Genomic DNA, 19,506 nt, shown 5'->3' on the forward strand with positions numbered 1-19,506 from the left:
GCATATCCTTATTCTCACAAGTTATCTTAAGATAAAAAGAACGGGTATCTAATTATAGGGAGATGAGGGAACGGAAATGATTAATGTAACGAAACTACTTACCGGTATGAAGGGAGAAGGCGATGACCTTCGTTATACCATTAAGCCGGGCCACAAACCTCATGGCGTTTCCGCGGGCAGAGGGCCTGTCGTCGTATGGAATTCGACACGGGCTTGCAACTTAACCTGTAAACATTGTTATGCGAATGCCTGTCCTGCCCATGATCCCGATGAAATGTCGACGGAGGAAGCTAAGGTATTTATTGATAATCTGGCCGCCTTCCAGGTGCCGGTACTGCTTTTTTCCGGTGGAGAGCCTCTGATCCGCAAAGATATTTATGAGCTGATTTCTTATGCGTCAAGCAAAGGGCTTCGGCCGGTAGTATCGACCAATGGCACATTGATTACCATGGACAGAGCGAAGATGCTAAAAGAAGCAGGGGTTAAATATGTCGGTGTAAGCCTGGATGGGCTGGAAGAGCGCCATGATGAATTTCGCGGGCGAAAAGGAGCCTTTAAGCAGGCGCTTCAGGGTATCCGAAACTGCTTGGTCATCGGCCAGAAGGTAGGGGTCCGGTTCACGATCAGCAGACATACATATGAAGACTTGGATGGTGTCCTTGATTTGATCGAGCGGGAAAATATTCCTCGGGCCTGCTTCTACCATCTCGTCTATTCCGGCCGCGGGAGCGCCCTGCAGCAAGAGGATGTTACCCATGAACAATCCCGGCATGCTCTTGACCGGATTATGGCTAAAACGGTGGACCTGCATGGCAAAGGCAAACCGGTGGAATTGCTCACCGTTGATAACCATGCGGATGGCGTTTACTTATACCAGCGGATGATGGAGCGCGACCCGGAGCGCGCAGCTGAACTGCTTGGCTTGCTTCAGAGAAACGGCGGCAACCGTTCCGGAATAGCCATCGGCTGCGTGGATTGGCACGGCAACGTCTATCCCGATCAGTTCACGAGAGATATCGAAATCGGTAATATCCGCAAGCAGAAATTCAGCGAGATTTGGCGTGATGCCGCTCATCCGCTAATGGTCGGCCTGCGCGACCGTAAACCGCTGCTAAAGGGACGCTGCAGAGAATGCAATTGGCTGGATATCTGTAACGGGAATTTCCGGGCCCGGGCTTCGGTAAGCGGTGATTTCTGGGCGGAGGACCCATCCTGTTATTTAAGTGACCGTGAAATTGGAATCGTATAACACTGGAAAGGAAGGCTGAATACGCATGCTCGTTTCCTGGAATGTGACCAAGAAATGCAATTTATACTGCGAACACTGCTATCGTGACTCGGGGCCGACATCGTCTGTAGAAGACCAGCTAACCACGGAGGAAGGCATCCGGCTCATTGATCAGATCAAGCAGGCTGGATTCAAGCTTCTCATATTCAGCGGCGGCGAGCCCTTGATCCGTGAAGATCTCTGCGAATTGATCGCGTATGCCTCGTCTATCGGCCTTCGTCCCGCACTTGGCAGCAACGGCACGCTTCTGACCGCCGCCAAAGCTGCGGAGCTGAAAAAAGCAGGGCTGGGGGGCATTGCGATCAGCATAGACAGCGCCACGCCTGAGTATCACAACCGGTTCAGGAATGCGCCAGAAGGCTGGCAGCAAGCATTGGAGGGCATTCGTTATGCCCGGGAAGCCGGGCTGAGAGTGCAGATTAACATGACGCTGACCGAGGGAAATATGGATGACTTCGTGCAGGTTGCCCAGCTTGCCGAGGAGCTTCATGTGTCCTCTCTGCACCCGTTCTTTCTCGTCCCGACCGGACGGGCCGTCCATATCGAAGAAGACGGGCTGAAGCGGGAACGGTATTACTCGGTTCTGCGCAGTGTTCTGTCCAAACAGAAGTCAACATCCCTTGAAATCAAACCGACATGCGCTCCCCAGTTCATGCCGCTTGCCAAGAGCATGGGGCTGGAAATGCGGTACACGCGCGGTTGTCTGGCCGGGGTCTCCTATTGTTCTGTGCTGCCGAATGGCGAGGTGCATATTTGTCCGTACCTGCCGGTCAAGGTGGGGAATGTTCGCGAGCAGCCTTTTGATGAAATATGGCGGGATAATCCGGTGTTTCGGGATTTAAGGGACTTCAAGAAATATGAAGGAGAATGCGGCTCCTGCCCCGATGTGGGCATTTGTGGCGGCTGCCGGGCGAGATCGTACTATTACAGCGGCGGCAATTTCATGGCCGAAGAGCCGTGGTGTTACAAAAGATCGGCGGCGCTGTAAGCTGGGGAGGTGGGAATAGTGGACCTGGATTCGAACGACCGGAAGCTGCTGAATCGGCTGCAAATCGGGCTTCCTCTGGTCAAACGCCCTTGGAATGCCATTGCGGAGGAACTGGAATTACGCCAGGAAGATGTGCTTCAAAGGCTTGAAAGGCTGAAGAAAGAGGGATTCATCCGGCGGATCGGCGGGGTGTTTAATCCGGCGGGACTGGGATTTAGAGGCTGTTTGTATGCGATGGCAGTCAGGGAGGAGCTTTTTTACCAGACCGCTGCTGTCATCAACAGGTATAGAGGCGTAACCCATAACTACCGCCGGCGCAGCAGGCTCAATATGTGGTTCACGCTGACTTCCCGGACCGAGGAAGAACGGGGGGCTATTCTTGAAACGATCCGTGAAGCGGCGGGAGGGCCGCTGCTATATGAGTTTCCCTCCGAGCAATTATTCAAACTAAAGGTCTTTCTGAATATGGAAGAAACGGCTGATGCATCAGCCATTACACCCAGCCCGAACTTGAATGGAGTCGCAACCTCCAAACAGGAACCATGCAAAATAGAAATAACGGATGTGCAGCTGATCCGCGAACTGCAGGGAGATCTTCCGTTGTCAACTGAACCGTATACCGAGATTGCCAATAAGACAGGTTGCAGCTTGGAAGAGGTGTTTCTGCGCTTGCAGGCACTGCAGGCAGGAGGAGCACTCAAACGAATCGGAGCCGTTCTAAAGCATAGGGAAGCGGGATTTTCAGCAAATGGCCTGTTCATCTGCGTACTTCCTGAGGAGCATATACCTGAGGCAGGAAAAAGGCTGGCCGATTATTCGGAAGTCAGCCACTGCTACAAGCGCCGGACGCACCCCGATTGGCCGTATAATTTATACGCCATGATTCATGGACCCGATGAAGCGTCTGTTCGGAAAGTTGCGGAGCAATTTGTTCGGCGGGAAGACATCAAGGATTACGATATTCTGTTCAGCACGGAAGAATTGAAGAAAACGAGCTTTTCGATCTAAAGCGCTTCTTATATTCACACGGATGCCGTCTCTTCAAGGACAGCGTCCGTTTTTCGTGTTGGCAGGTTAACGCTCTTTGACTATATTGAGTTTAATTCGTAATGCTTACAATTTTACATAGATCGGAAGTATCGAGCGTGCAGTCTGAAAGCATCGGCAAAGGCCCCGCTAATCTTAATGAACTGACCCCTAGATCCTGTGCAATTTGTGGCAGTAATCCAGCAGGCAGGCTTTCTGTAAGAATGCAGATGAATCCCGCCATGGCTAAAGCCAGCAACCCGACCCACGGGAGACGTTTGGAAGACGACACATTTGCACCGCCTTTTCTTATAAGAGCAGTGTTTGAGTTCACGAAAAAAATCTCCTTTATTTATTTTTTGCCGCTTAAAAAAGCTTTCGCTTCCGTATAAGCTTATATAAATAAAACACTTTTTTACATGGATGATTAAAGGGGGATGAAGTGAATTAAGAGGAAAATAGGCGCTACCTTATTGCGCCTAACAGTAGTCATTATTATTTTTCGCGAACCAGCTATCCTGTCCCATATAGAGCCAATCCGAACAGTGTGTGCGACGGTATCCGTAGTGGTTCACCTTTAGCACAGTTCCCCTAAATGTAGCACGGACTTAGTGTATATGTAGCGTATGAAGGTGATATAATAGGGCGCAAATAGGTAGGTTCGTAGAACAAATAACTCGGAACAGAGGAGAGAAGGCTGGTGTTTGAGCAAATTGTAGCATATGGTTTGAGCCAAAAAGAGGCCGTTAAGGATTACCCGTTTGGTGCTGATCCCCTGGTACTCAAAGTAGGGGGCAAGATGTTTGCTCTCCTGACTGAAAAGGATGGTATGAGCCATGTATCCTTGAAATGTGATCCAGTCATTGCGGTAAATTTGCGTGAACAAAACAAGGCGATTAAGCCAGGCTATCATTTAAATAAAAAGCATTGGAATACGATTGAGGTTGATGCTACCTTCCCACTGGAGGATTTGTACAGCATGATCGACCATTCGTATGAGCTGGTCTTCAAGAGCTTAACCAAAGCGCAACGTGAAGCGATTACGATGAGAATACGGGCAACGGATCTGTAAAGGGCTGAGTGAAGCCCTTTTTTTGTATCCAAAAATACTTATAGTTTTACTTGACAGAAATCACAAATAGATATATTCTTAATTTAAAGATAATTCATTTGAAAATAATATCAAGGAGTGGAACTTAACATGAGCGAACTGGTGAATATTATTCAAGAGAGAAGATCAGCTTCTAAATTTATTCCTGATGTTACTATAGATGCAAAAGAACTAGAAGAAATATTTCAGTTGGTGAAGTTTGCTCCATCGGCTTTTAATTTACAGCATGCGCGTTATATCGTAGTGCAGGATGCGGATACCAAACAAAGACTGCATGATGAGGCAAGTAAGCAGTATAAAATATTAACGGCTTCGGCGACCATTGTAGTGTTGGGGGATATAGAAGCTTATACCAAGGTAGCTGACCTCAACGAAGGATTCCTGAATTTAGGTGTCCTGAGCAAGCAGGAATATGATAGTACAGTGGAATCGGTAACTCAGTTTTATCGCGAGCGGGGACCTGTCTTCCAGAGAGAAGAAGCGATCCGTAATGCCAGCCTGTCGGCTATGCAATTTATGCTGATTGCCAAGGACAAAGGCTGGGATACTTGCCCGATGATCGGTTTTGATCCGGCGAAGGTGCAGGAAGTATTGAATATTCCAGAGCAATTTGTACCCGTGATGATGATTACCTTGGGTAAAGAGGACGAATCGGGTCAGCGGGCACGGGGATACCGCAAGCCGGTTGGACAATTTGTCAGCTACAATGGATTTTGAAATTTGTAAATCATTTGTGTAAATAAATCAACATGTTAATGAAGGAGTGATAAAGATGTCATTGAAAACCGCTGGAATTCACCATATCACGTCCTTTGCAGGCGACCCGCAGGGCAATGTTGATTTTTACGCAGGCGTACTTGGTCTGCGATTGATTAAAAAGACGATCAACTTTGATGCTCCAGAAGTATACCATTTGTACTTTGGTAATGAAGAGGGCAGCCCGGGAACAATCATTACTTTTTTTCCAGCTCCGGGTACACGCAAGGGTAAGATTGGAGGCGGACAGGTTGGGATTACGACGTATGTCGTGCCATCCGGTGCTTTGGAATACTGGGAAAACCGTCTGCACAGCTTGAAGGTATCTTTCACGAAGGCTAATCGTTTTGGCGAGTCATTCATCCAGTTCCGAGACAACGAGGGCTTACATCTGGAGTTGGTGGAGCGGGAAGGTGGCCCGTTGAACAAGTGGACAGCCGGGGGTGTGCCTACGGATAAAGCGATCAAGGGCTTTGGCGGTGCGGTACTGTACAGTGCGGATTCCAAACATACGCAAGGGGTGTTGGAGAACGTCCTGGGGATGACTCTCATCGGAGAAGACGCAAATGCAGGCTACATCCGCTATCAGACGACAGGTGATCTGGGCAACCTGATCGATATTCCGGTCAAAGATGTCCCGTGGGGGAATGGCGGTGCCGGTACGGTTCACCATATTGCCTGGCGCGCGCAGGATGATACGGAGCATCAAGCGTGGAACGAATGGGTTCACCAGCAGGGTTTTGGGACTAGTGGCATTGTAGATCGCCAATACTTCAATGCCGTATACTTCCGCGAGCAAGGCGGTATTCTATTCGAGATCGCAACCGATCCGCCCGGATTTACGGTGGATGAGGAATTGAATGAGTTGGGGCACAAGCTGATGCTGCCTGAATGGTATGAGCCTCAGCGCACCCAGATTGAGTCTAACCTGGTTCCCATTGAACCTAGAGTATTAAAACAGGATTAATCTGCTCGATCCAAACAATCATATTAGAAGCAAAAAGGTCCAATACGGGAAGATTTCTACCGTGATTGGACCTTTTTGTGCATGTGGAATTAGCTAGATCATGAGCAGTTCGCGAATCTCCAGCTCGGTCAGTACCGAAAGGGTTTCTTGCCCCGGCTGAATGACCTGGTCGATCATGTTTTTCTTTTTTTGTTGCAGTTCATACATTTTATCCTCTACTGTGTCTTGGGCGACGAGACGAATAACCTGCACGACTTTTTTCTGGCCCATTCGGTGTGCACGGTTGGTAGCCTGCTCCTCTACAGCGGGATTCCACCATAGATCATACAGTATGACTGTATCTGCGCCGGTGAGGTTCAGGCCAGTACCTCCTGCCTTTAGGGAAATCAGGAACAGCTCGCGTTCTCCTTCGTTGAAGCGATCGCACAGTTCGACTCGTTCCAGAGCGGGAGTCTGCCCATCCAGGTAAAAGTAGGACACTCCTTCTCGAGCAAGCTCGCGTCCGATCATTTGAAGCATCGTGGTGAACTGTGAAAAAATGAGCATCCGTTTCCCGGAGCTGAGACATTCCGTAATGATCTCCAACAGCTGTTCAAATTTGGCGGAGCTTCCCGTATATCCTTCGATGAACAAGCCAGGATGACAGCAGAGCTGACGAAGCCGGGTTAGACCTGCGAGAATTTTGATCCGATTTTTCTGAAATCCTTCCTCGTTGAGATGCTTTAACGTTTCATGCTGGAGCTTGGCCAGATAGGCCGTATACAGCTTTTTCTGATCTGGCAGAAGCCGGGATACCTGCACGGATTCGATTTTTTCCGGCAGCTCCTTGAGGACATCACTCTTGAGACGGCGCAGCAAAAAAGGACGAACCCGCTTGGCAATCACATTTCGAGGCAGGTTGTGAAACGCTCTTTTCCCGCCGGGAAATAACGCAGGAAATACAACGTCAAAGATGGACCACAGCTCTTCCAACGTATTTTCTACTGGCGTTCCTGTCAGGGCAAAACGGTAACGAGCTTTTACATCCTTAACAGCCTGTGCCGTCTGGGTGGCATGATTTTTGAAAGCCTGTGCCTCGTCCAGAATGAGCGTATGAAACGATGGCTTGCTGTACACATCTGCATCGCGTCGTAGCAGCGGGTAGGACGTAATGACGACGTCATAACTGGCGGCATCCCGTATGATCCGGCCGCGTTCTTCCGGGCTGCCATCTGCGATAGTAACGCGGATATGTGGAGCAAACTTCTCCAGCTCATTCCGCCAGTTGTACACCAGTGATGCAGGGGACACGATCATGGCTGGAAGCTGCTGGCTGCGGATTTCCGGCAATACTGAGACGAGAAAGGCGATACTTTGCAGCGTTTTACCCAGCCCCATATCATCTGCCAAAATGCCCCCAAAACGGTAATGCGCCAATGTCTTAAGCCATTGAAAGCCGTAAACCTGATAATCTCTTAAGATTGGGGCAAGCATGTCTGGAACTGGAAAGTCGAGATGGTCTGGGTTGCGTATATTTTCCAGTAGCTGGCGAAAGGTTTTACCCAAAGTCAGGTTTTTCCCATGATCGTGAGGATCAATTAAGTACAGTCCTTGCGTGACGGGAACACGAATTTGGGCTGCATCCAGATCACTTTTGCGGATACCTGTTTCATTCATGAATCGAATCAATTCCTTGTATTCCTCTGTTTCCAGCGGCAGCAAGGCACCATTCGGCAGACGGTGATATTTCTGTTTTTCCTCTAACGATTTGAGCAGTTTGCGAATTTCCGGTTCCGGTATGCCTTCCATATCAAATTTAAATTCAAGCCAATCTGTACGTTCATCCCACTCCGCGCGTATCCTTGGGGTAGGCAGAGTATTGTTTATTTTTGCTTTGACTGCACCTGTAGCATAGACGTCCAGCAGCTTTTCCAGTTGCGGAACCGTATGGTACAAAAAATCATACTCTGCATCTTCATCTTCCATAAAATATCCGCTGTCTGTTCTGGCAAAGGAGCTATGCTCCATCAGCTCCAAAATCCGTTGCTCCTGTTCCCCATCACGTATCAGAATTCGGTCGTTACCAGGCGTTCGTGCATCTGTTTCCAGCGGGTTGATGATGATATCCCCATATTGGAACTCCAGCCCTGCCAGCAGCTTGTCTCTTACTCGGTCCAGATACAGCTTGGCCTTCAATGGCTGCTGTGTGACCCGATCTGAGACGGAACGTGTCATATGAACACGTCCGAGCTTCATTAACCCGGGTACAACCTTGTCCATAAAAGATTCCATCTGCTCTGGCGCGATCTGAACTTTTCGCCTGTGGTGTACTTCTACCATCCGTTTTAGCTCGGACAAACGCCGTAAGGGGTCGGCTTTCTGTTTGACAAGCTTGCCATCGGCAATGACGACACCATAGTCTTCCATGATGGTCAAGTCATCCAATCCTTGTATGCTTAGCTGGTAGCCTTCGGTTTCGGCCTCAACCTCATCAAATTCAAATTGCAGCGGAAGCATCAGGTCGGACTGGGGAATACCCTCGTTCATGTTTCCGTGAATTTCAAAGTAGACGCCCTGTGCTGCTGTCAGCAAGGGGAGCAGCTTTTCCCAAGCCGCAGGCGGGATGAGGAGCATTCGTTCACCGCTCATATGACTACCTGAAGATGAATACGTACCTGAGGTTTCCCGAATCATACGCTCATGGTGGCACACCTGGGATAATTGCTGGAGAATAGCGTCATGTTCAGGTCGGAAGCGGTACAGCTCAGGCTCGTACGAGAAGCTTTTCGTGAACATGTAGCTATCCCCACGGTCAATACTACACAGAAACGGACGAATTTTCTGGACGATATATAATCGTTTGGGACCAGCCTTCATTTCTACACCAAACATATATTTTTGGTAACCGTAGGCAAAAGGTCGGATCACGAACTGAAAATCCAAGACCGCACGAGTATCCAGCAGGGTAGGCGTGCTGCGAAGCGGTCGCTTGCGTTCAAATAGTTTTAACATACTGTCGGTCAGCTGGAGATCGCCTTGTGTGATGTCAGAGGATCGTGCTGTTCTAGCAGTGTGATCATATGAAGCATCTGTAGATGTGTACATCCCGTCTGAATCTAGGCTTCCTGCTGTATCTGGGGCAGTACCGGGATGAAGTCTGGAGGCATAGGAGCGCACAGACAGACTCTTTCCACGGCGTATATCATGGGCGTTAAGGAGAACAGCTGCGATATGTTTACAATATCGACCGGTGTTCTGAAATGTGCTACAGGTGCATTCTGCTCGGATACTTCCATTGGATCGGATCATCGCCGCAACAGCATAAAAGCTGCTTCCTTTGACCGTAGCTTCGTATACACCTTCATCATGATCTATTTGTGTAAAGGCCACTCTTTTGGCCCGGTAATAGGCATCCCCGTCGTCATAAGCGGCTTGACTGCATAGTTGTCTGATGGCTCGCCGGGTAAGTTCAAAACTCATGGTTCGTAATCCTTTCCTGGGTTATTCCGTTTTCTTACATGATAACAGAACAGACAGGAGGATGGACATGTGGGGAATGTAATTGAAAAATATGGATGATATTATACGAGAAATAAAACTTATCAGCTAAGAAAGGAAGGTTTCTACACCGATTTGATACCGTAGACTTAGCTCTATCCCATGTCTTATGGCGTATTGATTGTATTTGGAAACAAAAGGTACAATTTATAAAAGGGATTTTGTGGATATAAAATGGATGTTACGCATATGAAAGGGATGATTAGGATCAGTCACCGATATCTAAAAGGAATGATGGTGTTGATAGCCCTTATTTTAATACTGGGAGGATGCCACAAGGTGAATAAAGACGAAGATGCTGAACTGATCAGTAAGGCGAAAGCTACGGCTGTTCAATATTTGAAGGAAAAATACGAACTAGACGTTGAAATCACATATGCAAAAAAATTTCCTCCTTATGTAACAAACAAGGTAGATATAAGTGGCAATGTAATAGGTCATGCAGAAGAGGATTTTACGATTTCTGTAAACTATGAAAATCAGGAAACTTCGAATTTTGCTATAAGTCCCGAGCTAAAAAAGGTGCTTATTGAAAATGGGACTTATCCAGGCTTTCAAGATAAAAAGAAAATTCACTAGATCAGAGGAGTGTAAATAGTATGAGTTCACTTCAAGTAAGTGACGAAACTTATAAAATAATGTCTGAAATGGCCTATAAAAAAATGAAAAAAGGTGCTGAACCATCAGAAGAACTCCCCGGCTGGAAAGTGTTAGACACGCTCGATCGCGAGGATTCGGGACTTGCCGCTGTCACATTTTACAACGAAGAAACGGAACAGGCCGTTATCGCCTATCGTGGGACGGAAACGGATGATCCACAGGATCTGTATAACGATGTGACTCTTGCACTTCCTGAAATTAACCGCAAAATTCACGGTAGTTTGAATATTCATTCAGATGAATATAATGAAAAAATGAAAAAAATGGACGGCGCTTTAGGGTTCACGGCGTTTAACAACTGGATGGGAGAGAAAGAAAAAAGCGTAGATAAGGCTTTGTTCGGCAGCTCGAACCAGTTCTATCAGGCAGAGGACTATGCGAAGGATATACAAAACAAGTACAAAAACTACAACTTCTCGCTAACTGGACATTCGCTGGGAGGAGGGAATGCACAATATGTAGCTGCTTATACAGGGTTAAATGCGGTTACATTCTGTGCGCCTTCAGTCATTTCCAGTCTGACACCGGAGTACAGAGAGAAAGCAGAAAATGGTGAGTTTGACCATCAAATTACGAATTTTCTGCATCCCAGTGATATGATAGCTAGCTTTATTGGGGGAGGGTACGATCTTCACGTAGGAGCTTCCTACCATATTGACAATAATTATCAAACAGCTAATGAAGGCTTAGGACTAAAAGAGAGAGTGGACAACACGTTGGGTGGGCCTTCCTATCACTCACTCAATCATTATAAGTTTGATAAGAATGGCTATGTATCCAACCCGCTATATGATCCTGTAACAGGCGAACGAATCGCGGAATCTCCGCGTATTCCATCTGACTTTAACCTAATGGAAACGGTGGACGGCTGGATACATCAATTAGGACAGACCTTAACTCAATTCCAAAAGGCAGCGCTGGTAACGGCGGCAACATCTGCTTCAGCAGGTACGATTCAAGTCATGCCGGAGCATCTACTCGCTGTAGCTGAAAAATGGAAGGCGAATGCACAACAATGTGATGCAGATTTCCAACGTGTCAGAGCCAGGCTTTCACGCTATTTGCACAGTAGTCAGAGTCGGCGGTTGCAGCCGATTGTAACACAGCTTGACTCCTCCATGATGGAATTTAGTCAGTGGTATTTACGGACGACTAATGAATTCCTTTACAATCTCGAGTACAAAATAGAGCAGTTTATCCAGGCAGATATTAGCTAATAACGCTAATAACAAGGTACTAACGATATAGAAAAATGAATACATAGGAGGTGGCCAGTAATTTGAACGGACAATTACGGGTCGAACTGGAAGAGCTATTGCTTGCCGAAAAGGAGCTGACCTGGCTACTCGCCAAACTTCGCACAGATGAACAAGCGGCACGTGTATTATATGGGCGTCTGCATGAATGGACTGGGCATTCGGCCAATGCTATCAGAGACCAAATTGAAGCTTTTTTTGTCGGGTTAACGAACAGAATTCATACTTTAGAGCAACAAAAGGCAGAGTTAATTCAGTATGTTGAATTGATGAAACGTACAGACGCTGTACAGTAATGAAGGTAGAGAAGTTTTTACAAGCTGCACATAGCAGGATACAATGGAAGTGTTAGAGAAAGGAGACGGATACTTTTGCAAAATGAAGAGAAAAAGACCGATTCCAAATCCGGCTCATCCAAATGGTACCTTGGTAGTGCAGCAGCATTGCTTCTTCTGAAAGGCAAGTCGTTACTTGCCCTTTTAAAATTCAGTAAATTTGGCGGTGCGCTGATATCTATGGCGATAACGATTAGCACATATGCGATCATTTACCCGTGGGGATTTGCGGTCGGCTTCGTGTTGCTGTTGTTTGTACATGAGCTGGGACATGTATTGGCCGCCAAGCGCAAGGGGCTTCCCGTATCAGCACCATTATTTATTCCTTTTCTCGGTGCGCTGATCACCATGAAACGTCAACCTTTGGATGCGCAGACAGAGGCTTATGTGGCCATGGGCGGCCCGTTACTGGGGACGATTGGGGCTATGGCAGTATACGCAGGAGCCTATGCAACAGACAGTCCCCTGTTGTATGCGCTCTCGTATGTCGGCTTTTTCCTGAACCTGATCAACCTGCTGCCGATTCATCCGCTCGACGGAGGACGGATTTCCACGGCAGTGACGCGTTGGCTGTGGCTGGTGGGTCTATTGGGTGGAATTGTAGTCGTAGTATATTTAAAATCCTTTTTATTTTTCTTGATATGGGCGTTCTTTGCCTACGATTTGTACAAAAAATATGTTAAACGCAATAAAGAAGAGGCTAAGGTCCAATCCTTTTTGCAAAAGCCACTGGTGAACGTACAGCATCTGTATGAACAAGGATATCCGCTGCCTGGACCGGAGCACACGCGCAGATTATCTTTTAATACCTACTCGGATTTAGAGGGGCAGCAATATGTGACGGTGTATATGGAAAGTCTGGATGTGGAGCAGACACTTCTGCTGCCACAGCAGTGTCTTGTCCAGGATGTATGGCTGAACGGTGTGGAACATATACCGACGCCGGATGCGTACCAGCTCAGATTGCTGTGTGGGATTGATTATATTCCGTTTGAAAATGATAAGTATTACGAAGTACCCGCATCATCGCGCTGGAAATTCGGCATCGGTTACTTGGCTTTGGCCGTATTCCTGATGGGGATGATGTATGTGGTGCACCAGCATATAGGGGATATTAGGCTGTGATCCGAATGATGAGAGCTTGGTGAAGATTTTAGATCATTAAGGCAACGGTACAGCTTGTAGAAAATAGAGACAAAAGAGCGCGACAGCCGCAATATTCGGTGTCACGCTCTTTTTTTGGGTTGAATAACACGGTGGAGCCTTTGCTATCCGTCCTTATATCTTAATCCTTTGTTCATTAGTAATCGGTTTTAACGTTTGGCGGTATTTAAGTGGGCTGGTGCCTGTCCAGCGCTTGAACTGTCTGCTGAAATGAGCCAGACTGGAGTATCCGAGCAGGGAAGCTACCTTGTTGAGTGGTAGATTGGGCTGCTGGATCAACACCTTAGCTTCATGCAACTTGGTCTCCGATAGATAGTGACGTGGTGAATAGCCGTATACCTTGCGGAACACTTCCTGGGCATAGCCAGGACTGATCCCGAGAGAAGCCGCCACATCTTCAAGTCGGAACGCTTGCTCGCCAGATTCATCTTCCCGATAAGGCTTAAACCTCGATTGAATAGCTTCCATGATGGCCTTGGCATATTGAACGGATGAAGGCGCAATTCTGGGCTCCAAACTGGTAGATATCATTTGCGAGAATATCCCGAATAGCTCAAATAAGGCAATCTGCATGCGAAAACGGTCTGCTGTCGTATATTCTCCGCTTTCCCGCACCATGCCAATCCAGCTATGGACAACCTTTTGCAGCTTGGCATTCGTTTCAGTACCCGCCGGAAAAAAGAGCTGATTGCTTTTAATCATTTCCTGACGGAATAATGGATCATCGACATTAAAATGAGAGCTAAAATAGTACATGCCGTTTGGGGAAACACACTGACTCACATGTTTAAAACCCGGCGGAATGATTAAAATATCACCTTCTCCAACCGAATATACGTTATTTTCCATAATCGTTTCCTGACGACCTTCTAAAATGAGTGCAATTTCAAAACCGATATGAGATTCCTCCGGCATGCACCAATCCGCTTGGACCCGGTGAATATGGGCGCCAAAAAATTTCACATTCCAGTCAATAATGGGCAGCCATTGGCAATCATGAAATAGAGATGGATCAACATCAGGATTTAATATCATCAGATCACCTTCGATTAGGGCAAATTTTACACCGCTTAGACAATCTCATTGTATCTAACATTTAACTATAATAAAAGAGCGCTTACAAATACTATTGTATAAGCTTTTATATAAAAGAAAGTGCTTATATATAGACATTTTGAAAGTGATGCGGATTATGTTGACATATCTGTTTCAATTATCAGTACTCTATTTGTACTAGCCCGTATATGGAATGCACTTAGTGCTCCGATCTTCGGAGTGGCTGGAATCGAATTTTGCAAAATCCTGATGAACCTAATTGGAGGACGACTTGATGAAAAAGCTACTGTACGGTGTTGCCTATTATGATGAATATATGCCATATGACCGTTTGGACCAGGATATCCAAATGATGAAGGATGCGGGCATCAACGTGGTGCGGATTGCGGAATCCACTTGGAGTACGCATGAACCGCAAAATGGCGTGTTTGATTTTACTTCTGTGGATCGGGTGCTGGACGCCATGCATAAGGCGGGCATTGAAGCCATTGTGGGGACGCCCACCTATGCCGTACCCACGTGGCTGGTGAAGGAGCATCCTGATGTATTGGCGACAACGCCTCAAGGGCCGGGCAAATATGGTGCTCGCCAGATTATGGACATTACGAACCCGGTGTACCTGTTTCATGCCGAGCGAATCATACGCAAGCTGATCGGACGGGTGAGTCAGCATCCGGCGGTCATTGGCTTTCAGACGGATAATGAGACCAAGCATTACAACACGAGTGGGCCTAATGTGCAATTGCAATTTGTAAAGTATCTGCGAGAGCGGTTCGAATCGCTGGAGGAGCTAAACCGCAAATTTGGTCTGGACTATTGGAGTAATCGCATCAATAGCTGGGAGGACTTTCCTTCAGTGGTCGGAACGATTAATGGAAGTTTGGGCGCAGCCTTTTCCCAATTCCAGCGCAAGCTGGTGACGGACTTTCTGGCATGGCAGGTCGCGCTGGTGAAGGAATATAAGCGGGAGGACCAATTTATTACGCAAAACTTTGATTTTGAATGGAGAGGTCATTCCTTTGGTGTTCAGCCAGACGTGGATCACTTTGCGGCATCGCAAGCCTTTGATGTGACTGGGGTGGATATTTACCATCCATCACAGGATGACCTGACTGGTATTGAAATTTCCTTCGGTGGCGATGTGGCACGTTCGACGAAAAATAACAACTATCTAGTGCTAGAAACGGAAGCGCAGGCTTTTACCCACTGGGTTCCCTATCCGGGGCAATTGCGTCTGCAAGCGTTCAGCCATCTGGCTTCAGGGGCCAATATGGTGGCATACTGGCACTGGCATTCCATCCATAATTCCTTCGAAACCTACTGGAAGGGTCTGCTGAGCCATGATTTTGAGCCGAATCCAGTGTATGAGGAAGCACAGACCATAGGGAAGGATTTTGCAAGATTGTCTCCGCATTTGGTCAACTTGAAAAAGAAAAATAAAACGGCGATTCTGGTCAGCAACGAAGCATTGACGTCAATTGACTGGTTTAAATTTAATATGAGTAGTCCGTTGAATTACAATGACATCGTACGTCGTTTGTATGACGAGTTGTATAAACTGAATATCGGGACAGATATTGTTCATCCAGGTACAGAATCGTTTGACGACTATGATCTCTTGATCGTCCCGGTTCTCTATTCTGCCCCAGATGCACTACTGGAGAAGCTGAACCGATATGTGGAAAAAGGTGGTCATGTAGTATACACATTCCGAAGCGGATTTACCAACGAGCATGTGCAGGTGAGAACGTCCCGACAGCCGGGCGTGATTAGCGAAGCCTGCGGCATTCATTACAGCTTGTTCGTGGAGCCGAAGAAAGTGACGCTTAAGAATAATCCTTTTGGGGTGGCACCAGAGGACAATCAGGTAGATACGTGGATGGAGCTGATTACCCCGACGACCGCCGAAGTATTGGCCTATTACGATCACCCGCATTGGGGCAAATATGCAGCAATTACGCAAAACCGCTATGGTCAGGGAACAGCGACCTATATCGGCTGTATCGTCAGCCCGGCGGTCATCCGCGAACTATTCAGCTCTGTAGCCAAAAAGGCAGGAGTATGGGGACTGGATCAGGAAACGTCTTATCCGATCATTGTTAAATCCGGCACGAATGAGCTAGGACGGACAATCCGGTACTATTTTAACTATTCTGAACAAGCAGGCTCGGTGGTCTATCCGCATGGAGACGGCAAGGAGCTGATTGGGGAGCATGCGGTTACCCAAGGAGAAACGCTTCCATTAGAGCCTTGGGGTGTTATAATTATCGAAGAAGCGTAAATGATGAATAATGAGCTGAAACCAACTTACGAATAATATCATATAGGTTTTCCCCGGGAGTATCCGGTACATGAAGCGCCCCTGCGAATTGCGGGGCGTTTTCGCATATGGCTGAAAGAGGAGTGCATCGCTATGCCAACCCGAGCAGTTCGCTGGTTCCGGGCGCTGACGGCCCCGTATCGACGTAGCATTCAGCTCAAGCTGATCTTGACGATGGTTGTTTTGTCTGTGCTGCCGGTCATTGCTGTCACGGTGCTGGCTGCGGAGAAAAGCAGAGCTTCCATGGAAACGGAAGTGGTAGAGACGAACATGTCCAATATGAAATGGACGGGGATCTATATCAGCGATCAGCTAGATCGTCTGAATCATCTGATTTACAGCATTCAGATCAGTCCTGATCTGAGCGATTATTTGAATGAGCGCGAGCCTGACAATCTTTCAAGCCAATTTAATGCCCAGCGAAAAATGCTGAATACGATGGCGAATGTGTATTATTCGGCCGGAAGTCATGTGATCGGCATCCAGCTTTATTCGAAGCAATCGCAAACCTTGTTTACCTTCAATAGCATGCAAAATGAAATTACGACGGTGAGCGGTATTCCCCCACAGTATGCCGAGATGTGGCAAGCGAATAAGGATTATTTGATTCGCCCAAGCTCTACTGACCCGGAACGCTTTACTCTGACGCGCAGTATTCGGCGTTTTGAAGACCAAAAGCAGACGGGAGCTATTTCTTTGGATGTATTGTGGTCTCAATTCGATCAGACGCTGGGCCTACTGGGACGAGGGGATCAGCATCAAGTGTTGATTACAGATGCAGATGGCAGGGTTATGTATCCAGCACAGGCTCTTCAGTCGCCTCCTCCTGCAGGAGTGCTGACAGCTCTGCGTGACGTTAAGCCGGGCCCCGGGATGATTCAAACTGCTGAACATTATGTGTTCTATAATGATCTGGATGTAGTTGGGCTGAAGCTGGTCAAAATCGTACCCACTTCCTCCATTAACCACAGCGCCTTTTCAACCATGCTGTATGGTATCATCGTCGGCGTGATTTCAATCCTGGTTTCCATCTGCATTGCCGTTTTCATCGCATGGCGGACTGCACGTCCGATTGTTCATTTGGCACGTTCCGTACAGGAGCTGGATATGATCAAAGGACCGGTTGGACAGCCAAGTACACGTCCGGATGAGATAGGACTGCTGGAAAGAAGTCTGCATGGGATGGCAGGCCGAATCCGCGAGCATATCCAGACGGAATACAGTATCAATTTGCAAAAAAAGACGGCTGAATTGAAAGCGCTCCAGGCACAGATTCATCCACATTTTCTGCAAAATACACTGCAAATGATCGGGAGTATGGTATTTTCTCAAAAGCCGGAGGACACCTATGAAGTTATTCGGTCGCTGAGTGAGATGTTCCGTTACGTGGTACGGGAGCCTCAGGATTTGGCCTCTTTACGCGCAGAGCTCGACCATGTAGGGCATTATATGCGCATCCAACAACGTCGATTTCCCCAAAGATTAGTGTTTCAGGTGGAGACGGAAGAACAGGCGATGGATATTCGTCTGCCTAAGCTATCGCTTCAGCCATTGTTAGAAAACGCGTTTCAGCACGGTCTTGACCGTAAGGCAGGGGCATGGCGAATGGGAATTCGAGTGGAGATTATGAGAGAAGATGTGTGTATTACGGTTTGCGATAATGGAAACGGCATGGCCCCGGACAAGCTGGAAAAAGTACGGGCAAAGCTGGAAAACGCGTCGGAGGAACCGATCTGGGCGCAGGGTAGTCATATCGGATTGAGCAATGTGTCTTCACGCATACGGATGAATTTTGGAGTGCGCTACGGAGTGACGATAGATAGTGAGCAGGGAGTCGGTACACGTGTCACCATCCGCATTCCATTCATCTCAGCAGAGGAGGGAAAAGTATGATCAGAGTATTAATTGTGGACGATGAGCCGTGGAATCGCGATATTCTGAAGACATTTGGCACATGGGAAAAACTCGGAATGTTGGTAGTGGGTGAGGCTGAGGACGGAGACGAGGCGTTCAGACTAGTCGGGGAGTTAGCTCCCCATATTGTGATTACGGATATGCACATGCCGGGTGCGGACGGAGTGGAGCTGCTGCAAGCGCTAAATAACCATTGTCCTAATGTAAAAATCATTGTCGTGAGCGGATATGATGACTTTGCGTATGCCAAACATGCCATCCGTTACAAGGCCGTCGATTATTTGTTAAAGCCAGTCAATCCTGCCGAGCTGAATGCAGTGTTGCTCAAATGCAAAAACGATCTGGAGGTCAAGGCTGCTGAACAGCAGCAAGAAGCGACGGAGCTGGATTATGAGTTTTTTCACAAGCTGACCCGGTATAAGCAACTGCTGCGTCTTTATTTTAATGAGTTGAACTGTGACGGGGTGAACCTAACCTGCAGACAGGTTATGCAGGAGCTGGAGAGTTATGGAGCGCCGAGTCCACCTATGCTGGGCAGGCTGGTGCAGGAGCTTCTTTCCCTGCTGAAAGAGCTGGCAGCGGATAACGGGCTGGATACTTCTACGGCAAAGGCAGGATTTCTACTGTCGCAGGATGCCGTATCCTCTGTAGAACATGCGCTGGAATTCGTATCGTCGTGCTATGTTCAGGAACTGGATCAGCTCATTCGGCAGCGGAAATACAAAAACAAGCTGAATTTAGAAGAGGTACGGCGATATATCGACAGTCACTTTGCTGGGCCGATTACACTGGAGCAGTTGGCGAAAAACTTTTTTGTGAGCAAGGAGTATATGAGCAAGGTATTTAAGCAGGAGTATGGTCAAAATGTAACGGACTATATTGTAGCGCGAAGAATGGAAAAGGCGCGAGAATGGCTGGTCAATAAACAGGTTTCAATTAAAGCAGTTGCGGAGATGGCAGGATATGAGGATGTGTCTTATTTCTATCGGGTATTTAAAAAGCATTTTGGCATGGCACCCGGTGAAATGAGGAAGGAAGTTTAAAAAAGTCCAATCCAATAAGCTAAGGGTGTCCAATGGCAGAAGTGACCTCCAATTCTATAATGAAAGCGTATACAAAACAAGTTGT

General features: G+C 47.5%; 15 protein-coding genes and 1 pseudogene. 13 read left to right on the forward strand and 3 right to left on the reverse strand.

Translation table 11 applies throughout. The features are described from left to right. Positions 1-76: 76 nt before the first annotated feature. From ACYCS5_RS18210 to ahbB, 3 genes are read left to right on the forward strand one after another with little or no spacing between them, the layout of a single operon-like run. Positions 77-1,249 carry a radical SAM/SPASM domain-containing protein gene (locus ACYCS5_RS18210; RefSeq protein WP_029515861.1) on the forward strand — a complete coding sequence of 391 codons (1,173 nt, stop codon included), beginning with the start codon at positions 77-79 and terminating at the stop codon, positions 1,247-1,249. A gap of 25 nt (positions 1,250-1,274) precedes the next feature. Beyond that, positions 1,275-2,276 carry a radical SAM/SPASM domain-containing protein gene (locus tag ACYCS5_RS18215; protein ID WP_029515860.1) on the forward strand — a complete coding sequence of 334 codons (1,002 nt, stop codon included), beginning with the start codon at positions 1,275-1,277 and terminating at the stop codon, positions 2,274-2,276. A gap of 18 nt (positions 2,277-2,294) precedes the next feature. After that, entirely contained in the window at positions 2,295-3,284 is a 990-nt protein-coding gene (gene ahbB / locus ACYCS5_RS18220; RefSeq protein WP_340884295.1) for a siroheme decarboxylase subunit beta, read from the forward strand. A gap of 148 nt (positions 3,285-3,432) precedes the next feature. Here ahbB and ACYCS5_RS18225 read toward each other — a convergent pair. Further along, a pseudogene (locus ACYCS5_RS18225) lies at positions 3,433-3,636 on the reverse strand (MFS transporter); the annotation flags it as partial. Positions 3,637-4,002: 366 nt separating this feature from the next. Here ACYCS5_RS18225 and ACYCS5_RS18230 point away from each other — a divergent pair. The 3 genes from ACYCS5_RS18230 (at position 4,003) to ACYCS5_RS18240 (ending at position 6,136) form a co-directional block, all read left to right on the forward strand. After that, positions 4,003-4,374, forward strand: coding sequence for an MmcQ/YjbR family DNA-binding protein (locus tag ACYCS5_RS18230; RefSeq protein ID WP_340884296.1), 372 nt, complete (start codon positions 4,003-4,005; stop codon positions 4,372-4,374). 129 nt (positions 4,375-4,503) lie between these two features. Further along, a complete protein-coding gene (locus ACYCS5_RS18235) occupies positions 4,504-5,130 on the forward strand; it encodes a nitroreductase family protein (RefSeq protein ID WP_459759895.1) in 627 nt (208 codons plus the stop codon). A 55-nt stretch (positions 5,131-5,185) separates the two neighbouring features. After that, positions 5,186-6,136: a ring-cleaving dioxygenase gene (locus tag ACYCS5_RS18240; protein ID WP_029515855.1), complete on the forward strand. Its 951-nt coding sequence runs from the start codon at positions 5,186-5,188 to the stop codon at positions 6,134-6,136. Positions 6,137-6,229: 93 nt separating this feature from the next. Here ACYCS5_RS18240 and ACYCS5_RS18245 read toward each other — a convergent pair whose 3' ends face one another. Then, positions 6,230-9,595: a DEAD/DEAH box helicase gene (locus ACYCS5_RS18245; protein ID WP_459759896.1), complete on the reverse strand. Its 3,366-nt coding sequence runs from the start codon at positions 9,593-9,595 to the stop codon at positions 6,230-6,232. Between the two features lie 357 nt (positions 9,596-9,952). On the opposite strand from ACYCS5_RS18245, the gene ACYCS5_RS18250 reads away from it, so the two are divergent. The 4 genes from ACYCS5_RS18250 (at position 9,953) to ACYCS5_RS18265 (ending at position 13,049) form a co-directional block, all read left to right on the forward strand. Further along, positions 9,953-10,252, forward strand: coding sequence for a hypothetical protein (locus tag ACYCS5_RS18250; RefSeq protein WP_459759897.1), 300 nt, complete (start codon positions 9,953-9,955; stop codon positions 10,250-10,252). A 20-nt stretch (positions 10,253-10,272) separates the two neighbouring features. Continuing rightward, entirely contained in the window at positions 10,273-11,550 is a 1,278-nt protein-coding gene (locus ACYCS5_RS18255; protein ID WP_459759898.1) for a lipase family protein, read from the forward strand. 62 nt (positions 11,551-11,612) lie between these two features. After that, entirely contained in the window at positions 11,613-11,885 is a 273-nt protein-coding gene (locus ACYCS5_RS18260; protein ID WP_029515851.1) for a hypothetical protein, read from the forward strand. Between the two features lie 75 nt (positions 11,886-11,960). Then, positions 11,961-13,049: a site-2 protease family protein gene (locus ACYCS5_RS18265; protein ID WP_029515850.1), complete on the forward strand. Its 1,089-nt coding sequence runs from the start codon at positions 11,961-11,963 to the stop codon at positions 13,047-13,049. Between the two features lie 153 nt (positions 13,050-13,202). Here ACYCS5_RS18265 and ACYCS5_RS18270 read toward each other — a convergent pair whose 3' ends face one another. Next, complete coding sequence (locus ACYCS5_RS18270; protein ID WP_209949407.1) at positions 13,203-14,123, reverse strand: AraC family transcriptional regulator; 921 nt, start codon at positions 14,121-14,123, stop codon at positions 13,203-13,205. A 295-nt stretch (positions 14,124-14,418) separates the two neighbouring features. Between ACYCS5_RS18270 and ACYCS5_RS18275 the strand changes: the two genes are divergently transcribed. The 3 genes from ACYCS5_RS18275 to ACYCS5_RS18285 all read left to right on the forward strand — a co-directional run bounded on the left by ACYCS5_RS18275 (position 14,419) and on the right by ACYCS5_RS18285 (position 19,421). Next, positions 14,419-16,425: a beta-galactosidase gene (locus ACYCS5_RS18275; protein WP_165148306.1), complete on the forward strand. Its 2,007-nt coding sequence runs from the start codon at positions 14,419-14,421 to the stop codon at positions 16,423-16,425. Between the two features lie 132 nt (positions 16,426-16,557). Next, complete coding sequence (locus ACYCS5_RS18280) at positions 16,558-18,357, forward strand: sensor histidine kinase (RefSeq protein WP_318627593.1); 1,800 nt, start codon at positions 16,558-16,560, stop codon at positions 18,355-18,357. Beyond that, a complete protein-coding gene (locus ACYCS5_RS18285; protein WP_459759899.1) occupies positions 18,354-19,421 on the forward strand; it encodes a response regulator transcription factor in 1,068 nt (355 codons plus the stop codon). The genes ACYCS5_RS18280 and ACYCS5_RS18285 overlap by 4 nt, the downstream gene beginning before the upstream one ends. The last annotated feature ends 85 nt before the right edge of the window (positions 19,422-19,506 follow it).

It is taken from the genome of Paenibacillus sp. SEL3 (assembly GCF_054602585.1).